Annotated in this window: 2 protein-coding genes; both read right to left on the bottom strand. The window is 77.9% G+C overall.

Annotated features, from left to right (window positions below; all coding sequences use genetic code 11):
* Positions 1 to 2: 2 nt before the first annotated feature.
* The gene (locus tag Ae150APs1_RS33260; protein WP_075329524.1) at positions 3 to 6,635 is read right to left on the bottom strand and encodes a type I polyketide synthase; all 6,633 of its coding nucleotides are present in this window, start codon (positions 6,633 to 6,635) and stop codon (positions 3 to 5) included.
* On the bottom strand, positions 6,572 to 16,174 hold the full coding sequence (locus Ae150APs1_RS33265; RefSeq protein ID WP_075295669.1) for a type I polyketide synthase: 9,603 nt from the start codon (positions 16,172 to 16,174) through the stop codon (positions 6,572 to 6,574). Before Ae150APs1_RS33265 ends, Ae150APs1_RS33260 begins: the two co-directional genes overlap by 64 nt.
* Between the last annotated feature and the right edge of the window lie 20 nt (positions 16,175 to 16,194).

Consider the following 16,194-nt stretch of genomic DNA (forward strand, 5'->3'; position numbering starts at 1 on the left):
GGTCAGCTCGCCGACGACCGGCCGAGTTCGTTGTCGATGAAGGCGAGGACCTGCTCGGTGCTCGCCGCGTCGAGGCGCTCGTCGACGGCGGTGCGGCCGTCGGTGTGGGCCCCGTCGGGCCGGGCGCCGTCCCACCGCTCCAGCAGGCGGCGCAGCCGGCGGGCGACCCCGCTGCGGGTCTCGGGGTCGGCGCCGTCCGGGGACAGTGCTGCCTCCAGCCGGTCCAGCTCGGCCAGCGGCGACGCCGCTGCCGCCGGGCCCGCGGAGCCGACGACCTCGCCGTCGAGGTGGCGGGCCACCTCGGCCGGGGTGGGGTGGTCGAAGACCAGCGTCGCCGGGAGCCGGCTCCCGGTGGCGGCGGCCAGCCGCATCCGCAGCTCGACGCCGGTGAGCGAGTCGAACCCGAGCCGGCTGAAGTCCCGGTCGGCCGGGACGGCGTCGGCGCCGGTGTGCCCGAGCACGCCCGCCGTCTCGGTGCGGACCAGCTCCAGCAGCTCGGCGTACCGGGCGTCGGGCTCCAGCCCGGCGAGCCGCCGGAGCAGGCCGCCCGCGCCCTCGGTGGCCGCCGCGGTCCGGCGCCTGCTGCGCACCAGGGCGCGCAGCACGGCCGGGACGTCGCCCGCGGCCGCTCCGGCCCCGGCGGCGAACCGGGCCGCCACGGTGAACCGGTCACCGCGGGCGATGGCGGTGTCGAACAGGGCGAGCCCCTGGTCGGGCTGCAGCGGCGGCATCCCGGAGCGCTCGTGCCGCTCCCGCTCGGCGGCGTCGAGGGTGCCGGTCATGCCGGCGTCGGCGGACCACGGCCCCCAGGCCAGCGACAGTCCGGCCAGGCCGCGTGCCGCACGGTGCGCGGCGAGCGCGTCCAGGAAGCTGTTGGCGGCCGCGTAGTTGCCCTGGCCGGGGCCGCCGGTGATCCCGGCGACCGAGGAGTACAGGACGAACGCGGCCAGCGGCAGCTCGCGTGTCGCCTCGTGCAGGTGCCATGCGGCGTCCGCCTTCGGGCGCAGCACCCGGTCCATCCGGGTCGCGTCGAGCGACCCGACGGTGGCGTCGTCGAGCACGCCCGCGGTGTGCACGACCGCGGTCAGCGGGTGTGCGGCGGGGACCGAGTCGACGAGGCCGGCGACGGCGGCCGGGTCGGCGACGTCGCAGGCCGCGAGGGTGACCTCGGCGCCGAGCGCGGTGAGCTCGGCGCGCAGCTCGGCGGCCCCGGGGGCGGCCGGGCCGCGGCGGCCGGCGAGCAGCAGGTGCCGCACGCCGCGGGTGCTGACGAGGTGCCGCGCGAGCAGCGCACCGAGGCCACCGGTACCGCCGGTGACCAGGACGGTGCCGTCCGGGTCCCACGCCGCCGGTGCGGGGGCGTCCGGCGTGGCCCGGGTCAGGCGGGCGACGGTGAGGTCGCCGCCGCGCAGGGCCGCCTGGGTCTCCCCCGCCGCGGCCAGGCCGGGCAGGGCCTCCAGGGCGGCGCCGAGCCCGGCACCGGGGGCTGCCGGGTCGAGGTCGAGCAGCACGACGCTGCCCGGGTCCTCGGACTGCGCGGACCGGACGAGCCCCCAGACCGGGGCCGCGCCGAGGTCGGGCACGTCGCCCGCACCGGCGGCGACCGCACCCCGGGTGACGACGACGAGGCGGGAGCCGGTCGTGCGGGCGTCCCCGGACCAGCGCTGCAGCAGCTCCAGCACGGCGCCGGTGGTGGCACGGGTCGCGGCCGGGAGACCGGCCCCGTCCGGCCCGGGGTCCCCGGAGACCGGGGCGAGGACGACCGGCGGCAGCGGGTCGCCGGAGTCGAGCAGCGCGCCGACCGAGGTCGCGCGGACCGGCGGGGTCCCGCCGGACGCGGCCAGGGCGTCGTCGAGCTCGGGCAGGCCGTCGCCGAGGACCCCCCACCCGGCCGTCGTGGTCCGGTCGGTCGGGGGTGCGGCGGTCCAGTCGAGGGTGAGCAGGGCGGCGTCGGTGGACCCGGCCGGACCGGTCGTGGCGGCGGGCTCGGCCAGGGTGAGCGCGCCCGCGGTGAGCACGGGTGCCCCCTGCGCGTCCGACGCCGCGAGGGTCCGGGTGCCGTCGCCGCGGTCGGTGAGCCGGACCCGCAGCACGGTGGCCTCCGACGCGTGCAGCGTGACGTCCCGCAGGGCGGCGAGGTCGGCGTCGTCGGTGGGCGCGCCGAACCGGGCGGCGACGTCGAGCAGGGCCGGGTGCAGCGTGTACGCGGCACCGGCGGCGGGCTGCCCGGTGAGCTCGAGCTCGGCGAGCAGGGCCCCGTCGTGCTGCCAGCCGCCCCGGACGGTGACCGGCCCGACGGCGCCGGGCAGGCCGGGCAGCGGCGTCGCGCCCGGCGGCGGCCACGCGGCACCGGCCGGCTGCCCGGTGCCCGCCCCGGCCGCCGGATCGGTGGCCGGGGCCGCGGTCAGCACGCCGGTGGCGTGCCGCAGCCACCGGCCCGCACCGTCGACGTCCCCGGTGCCCCCGGCGGGGCCCTCGGCGGGCCGCGAGTGCACGTCGACGGGCCGGCGGCCGTCGTCGTCCGGTTCGCCGACCCTCACCTGCAGCAGCCGCGGCGCCCCGGTGGGCAGCGGCGCGGTGATCGTCAGCTCCTCGACGGTCGTGGCGCCGATCTCGTCGCCCGCGCGGACGGCGAGCTCGGCGAGCACCGACGCGGGGAGGGCGGGGAGGTCGTCGCCGGCCCACCCCAGGTCGGCGGGCGTGAGGCGGCCGGTCAGGAGGATCTCGTCCGACCCGGCGACGGCGGTCGCGGCGCCGAGCAGCGGGTGCCCGCCGGCGCGCAGGCCGAGGCCACCGGCGTCGGCCGGGGTCGTGGCGGCGACGGTGGGCCAGAAGCGTTCCCGCTGGAACGGGTACGTCGGCAGCGCCACCGGCCGGGTCGCGGTCCCGTCGAGGACGGCCGCCCAGTCCACCGCGGTCCCGGCGACGTGCAGCCGGGCCAGTGCGGTGAGCAGGGTGCGGTCCTCGTCGCCGGCGCCGCGCAGCGCCGGGACGACCACCGCGGAGTCGGGGACGCAGGAGCGGGCCGGGGCGGACAGCACGGCGTCCGGCCCGATCTCCAGGAACGCGGTCGTCCCGCGGCCGGTCAGCGCCCGCACCGCGTCGGCGAAGCGCACCGTGTCGCGCACGCCCCGCACCCAGTGCTCCGGGTCGCACAGCTCGGCGGCGGCCGGGGCGCCGGTGACCGTCGAGACCACGGGGATCCGCGGCTCGGCGGGGTCCAGCCCGGCCACGACGGCGCGGAACCCGTCGAGCATCGGCTCCATCAGCGGCGAGTGGAACGCGTGGCTGACCCGCAGCGCCGTGGTGCGGCGCCCCCGTCCGGCCAGCTCGGCGGCGACGGCGTCGACCTCGTCGGCGGTCCCGGACAGGACCACCGCGGACGGGCCGTTCACGGCGGCGACGGCGACGCCGCCGGTCAGCAGCGGCGCGACCTCCTCCTCGTCCGCCTCGACGGCGACCATCGCGCCACCGGCAGACAGGGCCGCCATCAGGCGGGCCCGGGCGGCGACGAGCGTGCAGGCGTCCTCCAGCGAGAACACGCCCGCGACGTGGGCGGCGGCGATCTCGCCGACCGAGTGCCCGGCGACGGCGTCCGGGGTGAGGCCCCAGGACTCCAGGAGCCGGAACAGCGCGACCTCGACGGCGAACAGTGCGGGCTGGGTGGCGCCGGTGTCGTCGAGCGCGGCGGCGGCGGTGTCGCCGTCGCCCCAGACGACGTCGCGCAGCGACGGGTCCAGGTGGGCGAGCGTGGTGTCGAGCGCGTCGGCGAACACGGGGTGGCGGGCGTGCAGCTCGCGGCCCATGCCGAGGCGCTGGGCACCCTGCCCGGAGAACAGGAACGCCGTGGACCGCTCGATCGCCTCGGCCCGCGCGACCTCGGTGACACCGGCTGCCCCGGCGCCGGCGAGGAGCACGGCGCGGTGCTCGAACACCGACCGGCCGGTGGCCAGCGCGTACCCGACGTCGGCGGCGGCGACGTCCGGGCGGGCGGCCGTCGCGGCGCGCAGCCGGTCGAGCTGGGCGTCGAGCGCGGGCCCGGAGCGGGCGGAGACCACCCACGGGGTGACGGCGGGCGCGGTCACCGCAGCCGGTGCCGGGAGCTCCGGCGCCTGCTCCAGCACGACGTGGGCGTTGGTGCCGCTGATCCCGAACGACGAGATCCCGGCCCGCCGGGCGCGCCCGGTCTCCGGCCACGGCACCTGCTCGGTGAGCAGCTCGACCGACCCGGCGGTCCAGTCGACCCGGCTCGACGGGGCGGCGACGTTGAGCGTGCGCGGCAGCGTGCCGTGCCGCAGCGCGAGGATCATCTTGATCAGGCCGGCGGCGCCCGCCGCGGCCTGGGTGTGGCCGATGTTGGACTTCACCGAGCCGAGCAGCAGCGGGTGCTCCCGGTCCCGGCCGTAGGCGGCGAGCAGGGCCTGCGCCTCGATCGGGTCGCCGAGCACGGTGCCGGTGCCGTGCGCCTCGACGGCGTCGACGTCGGCCGGGGTCAGGCCGCCGGAGGCGAGGGCCTGCCGGATGACCCGCTGCTGGGACGGCCCGTTGGGCGCGGTCAGGCCGTTCGAGGCGCCGTCGGAGTTGACGGCGGAGCCGCGGACGACGGCGAGGATCTCGTGCCCGCGGGCGACCGCGGTGGACTGCCGCTCCAGCACGAGCACGCCGACGCCCTCGGACCAGCCGGTGCCGTCGGCGTCGTCGGAGAACGCCTTGCACCGTCCGTCGGGGGCGAGGCCGCCCTGCCGGGTGAACCCGGCGAAGCTGGTGGAGGTCGACATGACGGTGACGCCGCCGGCGAGCGCGGCGTCGCACTCCCCCGCGCGCAGCGCCTGGGCCGCCCAGTGCACCGCGACCAGCGACGACGAGCAGGCGGTGTCGACGGTGACCGCGGGGCCCTCCAGGCCGAACGCGTAGGCGAGCCGGCCGGAGATGACGCTCGCGGCGAGGCCGGTCCCGGCGTGGCCCTCGACGTCGTCCGGGGAGCGCAGCAGGAGGTTCGCGTAGTCCTGCCCGTTGGTGCCGACGAACACGCCGGTGCGGCTGCCGCGCAGCCGGGCCGGGTCGGTGCCGGTGCGTTCGAACGCCTCCCACGTGGTCTCCAGCAGCAGGCGCTGCTGCGGGTCCATCGCGACGGCCTCGCGGGGCGAGATGTCGAAGAAGGCGGGGTCGAAGCCGGCGGCGTCGTGCAGGAAGCCGCCCTCGCGGGTGGCGCTGCGGCCCTGGCCGTCGCCGGCGAGGACGTCGAGGTCCCAGCCGCGGTCGGTGGGGAAGCCGGTGATGCCGTCGTCACCGTCGACGAGCATCCGCCAGAACTCGTCGGGCGTGGTGACCCCGCCGGGGAGCCGGCAGGCCGTCCCGACGACGACGATCGGGTCGTCGGCGACGGCGACGGCGACGGCGACGGTCACCCCGGTGGGCTCGGCGCTGCCGGTCTCGCCGGTCAGCTCCGCGACCAGGTGCGCGGCCAGCGCACGCGGCGTGGGGTGGTCGAAGACGAGGCTCGCGGGCAGGGACAGGCCGGTCGCGGCGGACAGCGCGTTGCTGAGCTCGACCGCGGTGAGCGAGTCGAAGCCCAGGTCGCGGAACGGTTTCGCGGATCGGATCGCGTCCGGCCCGGAGTGCCCGAGCACCCCGGACGCGGTGTCGCGCACCAGGTCGAGCAGGACGGCGGTCCGGTCGTCCGGTCCGGCGGCGGCGAGCCGGGCGCGCAGCCCGCCCGCGGCGTCGTCGAGGCGGCGCGTCTCCTCCGCGGCGCGGGCGATGTCCCGGGCGGCGGGCAGGTCCGCGAGCAGCGGGCTGGGCCGCACCGACAGCAGCGCCTCCAGCCGGCGCGGGCGGGTGAGGTCGGCGAACACCAGGGTGGGTTGCTGCTCGGCGACCGCCCGGACCATCGCCCGGACGGCGAGGTCCGGGTCCAGCAGCCCGTCCGGGGTCGTCCCGGTGCCGGTGTGCCGGGCGGCCATGCCGTCGCCGGCCCAGGCGCCCCAGGCGACGGCGGTGGCCGGGCGGCCCTCGGCGACGCGGCGGGCGGCGAGCGCGTCGAGGGCGGCGTTCGCGGCGGCGTAGCCGGCCTGGCCGGGGTTGCCGACGCTGCCCACCACCGACGAGAACAGGACGAACGCGTCGAGCTCGCGGTCGCGGGTCAGCTCGTCGAGCAGCAGTGCGGGGGCGAGCTTGGCGCGGAACACCCCGCCGAGGCGCTCGGTGGTGAGCCCGGTGAGGACGCCGTCGTCGAGGACGCCTGCGGCGTGCACGACGCCGGTGAGCGGCCGGTCGGCCGGGATCGCGCCGAGCACCACGGACAGCTGGTCCCGGTCGGCGGCGTCGCACGCGGCGACGGTGACGCCCGCACCGAGCTCCTCCAGCTCCGCGCGCAGCGCGTCCGCGCCGGGGGCGTCCGGGCCGCGGCGGCCCAGCAGCACCAGGTGCGGTGCGCCGTCGGCGGCGAGCCGGCGGGCGACGTGCCCGCCGAGGGCGCCGGTGCCGCCGGTGATCAGGACGGTGCCGGTCGGGGTCCAGTCCCCGGCCGGCTCACCCGCCGGTCCGTCGGCGGGCCCGGCCGGTGCCGGGGTCATGCGGCGGCCGTGGGCGCCGGTGGCGCGCAGCGCGACCTGGTCCTCGTCTCCGGCGAGCACGGCAGGGAGCCGGCGGGCGGTGGCGGCGTCCAGCTCGGCAGGCAGGTCGACCAGGCCGCCCCACTGGCGGGGCAGCTCCAGCGCGGCGACCCGGCCCAGACCCCAGACGGCCGCCTGGAGGGGTGCGGCCGGTGCCTCGCCCGCCGGTGCGACGGCGCCGCGGGGGTCACGGCGTGCACCCGGGCGGCGACGCCGGTGTCGGCGAGCGCGGCGGCGAGCGCCGCGGTCGCGGCGAGCCCGGCGGGCACCGCGTCCACCCCGGATCCGGTGTCGTCCACGGTGGACACGCACGGGGTCTCGTCGAGCCCGAGAAGGGACACGACGCCGGTGGTCCCGGCGGTCGCGTGCTCGGTGAGCGCCGCGGCGAGCCCGGCGCGGCCGGTGTCGCCGTCCGCGAGGTCGACCCGGCGGGTGTCCGGGCCGAGCGCGGCGACGACGTCGCCGACCCACGGGTCACCGGCCGCGGCGGCCGGGACGAGCACCAGGTACCGGACCGGTCCGGCGGAGGTGGGCAGCGCCAGCGGGCGCCAGGTCTCCCGGTGGCGGAGCCGGTCCACCGAGGCGTCGGTGCGGCGCCGGGTCCGCCAGGCCGCGAGTGCGGGCAGGACGGCGCCGAGCCGGTCGCCGTCGACGTCGAGCCGGGTGGCGAGCTCGCCGACGTCCTCCCGCTCGACGGCGGCCCAGAACTCGGCGTCGTCGCCGGTGCCGGTCGTCTCGCCGGTGGCGAGCCGCGGCCAGAACCGCTCGTGCTGGAAGGCGTAGGTGGGCAGGTCGGCGCCGCGGCCGGTGCCGGTGAGCCCGGCCGCCCAGTCGACGTCGACGCCGGCGACGTGCAGCCGGGCGAGCGCGGTGAGCAGCGCGGCCTCCTCGCCGCGGCCGGACCGCAGCGCGGGCGTGACGACGGCCGCGTCGTCACCGGTGCCGGGCAGCGCGGCCCGGGCCGGGGCGGACAGCACGCCGTCGGGACCGATCTCCAGGAAGGCGGTGACGCCGCGGCCGGTGAGGGTGGCGATGCCGTCGGCGAAGCGCACGGACTCGCGGACGTGGCGCACCCAGTGCTCCGGGGTCGCCAGGTCGTGCGGCGAGCCCGCACCGGCGAGGAGCGACACGACCGGGATGGTGGGCAGCGTGTAGGTGAGGTCCTGCGCGACGGCGCGGAAGTCGTCGAGGACCGGGTCCATCAGCGGCGAGTGGAACGCGTGGCTGACCCGCAGCGCCGTGGTGCGGCGGCCGCGGCCGGCGAGCTCGGCGGCGACGGCGTCGACCTCGGCGGCCGCACCGGACACGACGACGGCCGCCGGCCCGTTCACGGCGGCGATCGCGGTCCCGCCGGTGAGCAGCGGGATCACCTCGTCCTCGCCCGCCTCGACGGCGGTCATCGCGCCGCCGGCGGGCAGGGCGTCCATCAGGCGGGCGCGGGCGGCGACCAGCCGGCACGCGTCGGCGAGGGAGAACACCCCGGCGACGTGCGCGGCGGCGATCTCGCCGACCGAGTGGCCGGCGAGCTGGTCGGGCCGCACGCCCCACGACGTGACGAGCCGGTACAGCGCCACCTCGATCGCGAACAGCGCCGGCTGGGTGTGGCGGGTGCGGTCCAGGGCGTCGGCGTCGTCGCCCCAGACGACGTCGCGCAGCGAGCAGCCGAGCTCGGCGTCGAGGAGGGCGACGATCTCGTCGAACGCGTCGGCGAACACCGCGGAGCGGGCGTGCAGCTCGCGGCCCATGCCGAGGCGCTGCGCCCCCTGCCCGGAGAACAGGAACGCGGTGCCGCGCGTGACGGCGGCGCCGCGGGCGGCCTCGGTGGTCCCCTCGGGCCCGGCGAGCAGCACGGCGCGGTGCTCGAACAGGGCGCGCCCGGTGGCGAGGGTGTGCGCGACACCGGACGGGGGCAGATCGGGTGCGGCGGGGGTCCGCGCGGAGACCGGCCAGGCGACGACGTCCGGGGTGGACGCCGCGGCCGGCGCGGGCTCCGCGGGCGCCTGCTCCAGCACCACGTGCGCGTTGGTGCCGCTGATCCCGAACGACGACACCCCGGCGCGGCGGGCGTGCCCGGTCTCCGGCCACGGGGTCTGCTCGGTGAGGAGCGCGACGGTGCCGTCCGACCAGTCGACGTGCGACGACGGCTCGGTGACGTGCAGCGTGCGCGGCAGCTCGCCGTGCGCCATCGACATGATCATCTTGATCAGCCCGGCGGCACCGGCCGCGGACTGGGTGTGCCCGATGTTGGACTTCACCGAGCCGAGCAGCAGCGGCTGCTCCGGGGCCCGGTCGCGGCCGTAGGTGGCGAGTACGGCCTGGGCCTCGATGGGGTCGCCCAGCGGGGTGCCGGTGCCGTGCGCCTCGACGGCGTCGACGTCGGCGGTGGACAGTCCGGCGTCGGTCAGCGCCTGCCGGATGACCCGCTGCTGGGCGGGTCCGTTCGGGGCGGTGAGGCCGTTGGACGCGCCGTCCTGGTTGACCGCGGACCCGCGGACGACGGCGAGCACCCGGTGCCCGTGGTGGCGCGCGGCGGAGAGCCGCTCCAGGGTGAGCACGGCCGCGCCCTCGGACCAGCCGGTGCCGTCGGCGGAGTCGGAGAACGCCTTGCAGCGCCCGTCGCCGGCGAGGCCGCCCATCCGGGAGAAGCCGGTGAAGTTCGCGGGGGTCGTCATCACGGTGACGCCGCCGGCGAGTGCCATGTCGCACTCCCCCGCCCGCAACGCCTGCGCGGCGAGGTGCAGCGACACCAGCGACGACGAGCAGGCGGTGTCGACCGAGAGGGCGGGGCCCTCCAGGCCGAGGGCGTAGGCGAGGCGCCCGGACACGACGCTGACCGCGAGGCCGGTGGTCGCGTGGCTCGCGATGTCGTCGGCGGAGCGCATGACCAGGCCGGAGTAGTCCTGGCCGGAGACGCCCATGAAGACGCCGGTGCGGCTGCCGCGCAGCGTGTGCGGGTCGATCCCGGCGCGTTCGGCGGCCTCCCAGGCGACCTCGAGGAGGATCCGCTGCTGCGGGTCCATGGCGAGGGCCTCGCGCGGGGCGATCCCGAAGAACTCGGCGTCGAAGCCGACGATGTCGTCGAGGAACCCGCCCTGCCCGGTGAGCTCGCCGGGCTCGCCGCCGCCGAGCGGTGGGTGCCGGTCCCACTCGCGGTCCGGCGGGAAGCCGGTGATCGCGTCGGTGCCGCCGGCGACGAGGTCCCACAGCTGCTCCGGGGAGCCGACGCCGCCGGGGAACCGGCACCCGATCCCGACGACGACGATCGGGTCGTCGGCGTCGGCGCGCGCCGTCACGGGGTCGTCGGGGACGGTCGCCGCGTCGTCCCCGGCCAGCTCGTCGAGCAGGTACGCGGCGAGCCGTTCCGGCGTCGGGTAGTCGAAGATCAGCGTGGCGGGCAGGGTGAGCCCGGACGCGGTGCCCAGCCGGTTGCGCAGCTCGATCGCGGTGAGCGAGTCGAAGCCGATGCGGCGGAACTCGTGGCGGGCGTCGATCCCGTCGGGGCCGCCGAGCCCGAGGACGGTCGCGGCCTCGGTGCGGACGAGATCGACGAGGACGGGGCCGCGGTCGTCGGCGGGCAGCCCGGCGAGACGCTCGGCGAGGCCCGCGCGGGCGACGCCGGCGGTGCCGGCCCGGCGGCGGCCGCCGGTGCGGACGAGGCCGCGCAGCACGGCGGGGACGCCGTCGGCCGACGGCAGGTTCCCGCCGCCGGTGAGGCCGAGCGGGACGACGAGGGGTTCCGCGGCGAGGGTCGCGGCGTCGTAGAGCGCGAGGCCGTGCTCGACGGACAGCAGGGGCATGCCGCCGGTGCTGCCGACCCGGGCGACGTCGTGGTCGGACAGGCCGCCGGTCATCCCGGCGCCCTGCTCCCAGGCGCCCCAGGCCAGCGAGGTGGCGGGCAGCCCGAGGGCGTGCCGGTGCGCGGCGAGCGCGTCGAGGAAGGTGTTGCCGGCCGCGTAGTTGCCCTGGCCGGGGCCGCCCATGACCCCGGCCGTCGAGGAGTAGAGGACGAACGCGGCGAGGTCGTGGTCGCGGGTGAGGTCGTGCAGGTGCCAGGCGGCGTCGACCTTGGGGCGCAGCACGGTGTCGACCGCGTCCGGGGTCAGCGAGGTGACGGTGCCGTCGTCGAGGACGCCCGCGGTGTGCACGACCGCGGTGAGCGGGTGCGCGGCCGGGACGGCGTCGAGCAGGGCGGCGAGCGCGTCGCGGTCGGCGACGTCGCAGGCGGCGACGGTGACCTCGGCGCCGGCCGCGATCAGCTCGTCGCGCAGGTCGCCGGCGCCGGGCGCGCCGGGCCCGCGGCGGCTCGTGAGCAGCAGGTGTCGCACGCCGTGGGTCGTGACGAGGTGACGGGCCAGTGCGGCGGCGAGCCCGCCGGTGCCGCCGGTGACGAGCACGGTGCCGTCCGGGTCGAGCGGCGGCGGGACGGTGAGCACGAGCTTGCCGACGTGCCGGGCGGAGCTCATGAACCGGAACGCCTCGACGGCGTGGCGCACGTCCCAGCTGCGGACCGGCAGCGGGGACAGCGCACCCTCGGCGAACAGGTCGAGGAGCGCGCGCAGCATCTCCTGGATGCGGTGCGGGTCGACGGCGCCGAGGTCGAAGAACCGGTAGGTGATCCCGGCGGGGAGGTCCGCGGCGTCGCGGATGTCGGTCTTGCCCATCTCCAGGAACCGGCCGCCGTCGCCGAGCAGCCCCATCGAGGCGTCGACGAACTCCCCGGACAGGGCGTTGAGGACGACGTCGAGACCGCTGGGGAACTCGACGGCGAAGTCCAGGGTCCGCGACGACGCGATGTGGTCGTCGGCGACCCCCAGCGAGCGGAGCACGTCCTGCTTCGGCTCCGACGCCGTCGCATAGACCTCGGCACCGAGGTGCCGGGCGATCTGCACCGCGGCCATGCCGACGCCACCGGCGCCCGCGTGGATCAGCACCTTCTCCCCCGGCCGGAGGCCGGCCAGGTCGACGAGCGCGTGGTAGGCGGTGAGGAACACCAGCGGCACCGACGCTGCGGTCTCCCACTCCCAGCCGTCCGGGACGGTGGTGAGCATCCGCTCGTCGGTGACGCCGAGCGGGCCGAACCCGCCGAACAGCATGCCGGTGACGCGGTCGCCGGGGGCGAGCGTCGTGACGTCCGGTCCGACCGCGGTGACGACGCCCGCGGCCTCGGACCCGAACAGCCCGGCGTCGCCGGGGTACATCCCGAGCGCGTTGAGGACGTCGCGGAAGTTCAGGCCGGCGGCGCGGATCCCGACCCGGACCTCGTGCCCGGTGAGCGGGGCGAGGACGTCCGGGTGCGGTGCCAGCTCGAGGCCGTCGAGGCTGCCCTTGGCGCGGCAGCCGAGCCGCCACGGCGTCCCGGCCGGTGGGACGAGCGCCTGCGGCTCGTCGGCGTCGAACAGTGCGGGCAGCTGCGCGACGGCGGCGAGCGACGCGGGGGTGTCGTCGAGGTCGGCGAGCAGCAGCCGGCCGGGGTTCTCCGACTGTGCGGAGCGGAGCAGGCCCCACACCGGGGCGGTGGCGAGGTCGAGCGGGCCGCCCGCGCCGTCGGCGACGGCGCCGCGGGTGAGGAACAGCAGCCGGGTGCGGGCGAGCCGGTCGTCGGCGAGCCACTGCTGGAGCAGCGCGAGGACCTCGCGGACCAGGGTGTGCGCGGCGGCCGGGTCGGTGTCGCCGGAGCCGCAGGCGTCCAGCGGGACGGCGACGAGATCCGGGACGTTCCCGGAAGGACCGCCGTGCAGCTCGGCGAGGTCGGTGACGGTGCGAACGGGGGCGGGCGCACCCGATCCGCCGGCGGCCGGGGTCCTGGTGGCGAGGGCGGCGCCCAGCCGGTCCGCGGCCGTTCCCCGCGCGCCCGGTCCGGTGAGGATCGCCCAGCTCGCGGGCGCATCCGCCGTGGTGAGGGTGTGCGGCACCCAGTCCATCCGGAACAGCGATCCCGTGTCGTCGCGGCGGCCCGGGCCCGCCGCGTCCGGCCCGGCGGCGCGCAGGGTGAGGGACTCGACGGAGATCACCGGCCGGCCCTGCGGGTCGGCGGCGCTGATCCGGACGGCGTCCTCGCCGGCGGAGGTGACGCGCGCGCGCAGCGCCGTCGCGCCGGCGGCGTGCAGCGACACCCCGTTCCAGGCGAACGGCAGGAGGCTGCGGTCGTCACCGTCGGCGGAGGCGAACACGGTGCTGTGCAGGACGGCGTCGAACAGGGCGGGGTGCAGGCCGAACTCGGCGGCGTCGTCGGCGCCGGAGGCGGGCAGCGCGACCTCGGCGAGGATCTCGTCGCCGCGGCGCCACACCGCCTGCAGGCCGCGGAAGAGCGGGCCGTACTCCAGGCCGTTGCCGGCGTAGCGGTCGTAGAGGCCGTCGACGGCGACGGGCTCGGCGTCGCGGGGCGGCCAGGTGGTCGCGTCGAACTCCTCGACCTGCTCGCCGGTGGTGACCCGGCCGGTGGCGTGCCGGGTCCAGTCGGCGTCGGGGTCCTGGGCGGGGCGGGCGTACACGCTCACGTCGCGGACGCCGTCCGGGCCTGCGGCGCCGACGGCGATCTGCATCTGGACGGCGCCGGTGGCGGGCAGCACGAGCGGCGCGGCGAGCATGAGCTCCTCGACGCGGTCGCAGCCGGCCTGGTCGGCGGCGCGGACGGCGAGCTCGAGGAACCCGGTGCCGGGGAAGAACGCCATGCCGCCGACGACGTGCTCGGCGAGCCACGGGTGGGTGGCCAGCGACAGGGTGCCGGTGAGCAGCAGCTTGTCGGACCCGGCGACGGACATGGCGGCGCCGAGCAGCGGGTGGTCGGCGGGGGCGAGCCCGAGCCCGGCGGCGTCACCGGCCCGGTGGACGGCCTTCGGCCAGTACCGCTCGTACTGGAACGCGTAGGTGGGCAGGTCGGTGGGTCGGGCGCCGGTGCCGGCGTGGAACGCCTCCCAGCCGACCGGGGTCCCCGCGACGTGCAGCGCGGCGAGCGCGGCGACGGCGGCGGCCTCCTCGTCGCGGTCGGTGCGCTGCAGTGCGACGGCGGTGGCGTCGGGGGCGGACTGCGCGGCGAGCGCGGTGAGCACGCCGGCCGGGCCGATCTCCAGGAACACCCCGGTCCCGGCGTCGGTGAGGGCGCGGACGCCGTCGGCGAACCGGACGGCGTCGCGGACGTGGCGGACCCAGTACCCGGGGTCGCACAGCTCCGCCGTGGCCGGGGCGCCGGTGAGGGTGGAGACTAGCGGGATCTGCGGCTCGGCGTAGGACAGGCCCTCGGCGACGGCGCGGAACTCGTCGAGCATCGGGTCCATCAGCGGCGAGTGGAACGCGTGCGACACCCGCAGCCGGCTGGTGCGCCGGCCGCGGTCGGCGAGCCGGGCGGCGACGGCCAGGGTGGCGTCCTCCTCGCCGGACACCACGACCGACGACGGCCCGTTCACGGCCGCGATCGCGACGCCGTCGGTGAGCAGCGGGGCGACCTCGTCCTCGGTGGCCTCCACGGCGACCATGGCGCCGCCGCGGGGCAGCGCCTGCATCAGCGACGCCCGCGCGGCGACCAGCCGGCAGGCGTCGTCGAGGGAGAACACGCCGGCGACGTGGGCGGCGGCGATCTCGCCGATCGAGTGCCCGGCGACGGCGTCCGGGGTCACGCCCCAGGACTCCAGGAGCCGGTACAGGGCGACCTCGACCGCGAACAGCGCGGGCTGGGCCCGGCCGGTCTCGTCGAGCGCGGCGGCGTCGGTGTCCCGGTCCCCCCAGACGACCTCCCGGAGGTCCTCCCCGAGCAGCGCGACGATCTCGTCGAACGCGGCGGCGAACACTCCGAACCGGGCGTGCAGCTCGCGGCCCATGCCGAGGCGCTGCGCGCCCTGCCCGGAGAACAGCGCGGCGAGCCGGGGGCGCCCGGTGACCTGACCGAGCACGACGCCCGGCGCGCTGCCGTGCTCCAGCCAGCCGGCGAGCGCGTCGCGCCCGGCGCGGCCGTCCGGGCCGGTGACGACGGCGAGCCGGTGCTCCTGCGCGGCGCGGGTGGTGGCGAGCGAGTACGCGGTGTCCAGCGCGGCGGGTGCGCCGTCGCCGTCCAGGTGGGTGAGCAGCGCGGCGGCCTGGTCGCGCAGGGCGGCCGGGGTGCGCGCCGAGATCGTCCAGGGCAGGACCTGCGGGACGCGGGTGGCGGGCTCGGCGGCGGGCTCGGCCGGAGCGGGTGCCTGCTCGACGATGACGTGCGCGTTGGTGCCGCTCACCCCGAAGGAGGAGACGCCGCTGCGCCGCGGCCGGTCCGCCGCGGGCCACGGGCGCGCCTCGGTGAGCAGCTCGACCGCGCCGGCGGACCAGTCGACGTGGGTCGACGGGCGGTCGACGTGCAGGGTGCGGGGCAGCTCCCCGTGCCGCATCGCCATGATCATCTTCATGACGCCGGCGACGCCGGACGCGGCCTGGGTGTGGCCCATGTTCGACTTGACCGAGCCGAGCGCGAGGGGCCGCTCGCGGTCCCGGCCGTAGGTGGCGAGGATGCTCTGCGCCTCGATCGGGTCGCCCAGCGGCGTGCCGGTGCCGTGCGCCTCGACGGCGTCGACGTCGCCGGTGGACAGCTCGGCGTTGGCGAGCGCGGCGCGGATGACGCGCTGCTGGGACGGCCCGTTCGGCGCGGTGAACCCGTTCGAGGTACCGTCCTGGTTGACCGCGGAGCCGCGGACGACGGCGAGCACCGGGTGCCCGTTGCGGCGGGCGTCGGAGAGCCGCTCCAGCACGAGGATCCCGGCGACCTCGGACCAGCCGGTGCCGTCGGCGCCCTCGGCGAAGGCCTTGCAGCGGCCGTCGCGGGCCAGCCCGCCCTGGCGGCTGAACTCGACCAGCGAGCCGGGCGTCGACATGACGTTGACGCCGCCGGCCAGAGCCAGGGAGCACTCCCCGTTGCGGAGGGACTGCACGGCGAGGTGCAGCGCGACCAGCGACGACGAGCAGGCCGTGTCGACGGTGAGCGCGGGCCCCTCCAGCCCCAGGGTGTAGGACAGCCGCCCGGACGCGGCGCTGGCGGCGATGCCGGTGCCGACGTTGCCGGTCGCGTCGTCGAGCGAGCGGACCAGCAGGTAGGCGTAGTCCTGCCCGTTGGTGCCGATGAACGCGCCGGTGCGGCTGCCGCGCAGCCGGCCGGCGTCGATGCCGGCGCGCTCGATCGCCTCCCAGGCGGTGGTCAGCAGCAGCCGCTGCTGCGGGTCCATCGTGACGGCCTCGCGCGGCGAGATCCCGAAGAAGCCGGGATCGAAGTCGGCGACGCCGTCCAGGAACCCGCCCCGCATGCTGATCTCGGTGTCCCGGGCGTCGGTGCCGCCGGAGTGCAGCGCGTCGAGGTCCCAGCCGCGGTCGGTGGGGAACCCGGAGATCACGTCGGTGCCGCCGGCGACCATGTCCCACAGGGCCTCGGGCGAGTCGACGCCGCCGGGGAACCGGCAGCCCATGCCGACGACGGCGATCGGCTCGGTGGCCGCGGCCTGCAGCATGCGGTTCTGCCTGCGCAGCCGGTCGGTCTCCTTCACCGCGGCGCGCAGCGCGGTGACGACGTCGTTGCCACCGGCGGGTGCGTGGTTCTCGTTCATCGTCTGCTTCCTCACTCGCG

The organism is Pseudonocardia sp. Ae150A_Ps1 (assembly GCF_001932315.1).
GTDB lineage: Bacteria > Actinomycetota > Actinomycetes > Mycobacteriales > Pseudonocardiaceae > Pseudonocardia.

Bases quoted from the DNA above. Each gene is read 5' to 3' on its own strand.
- Ae150APs1_RS33265 (WP_075295669.1), bottom strand. From the start codon at position 16,174: ATGAACGAGAACCACGCACCCGCCGGTGGCAACGACGTCGTCACCGCG.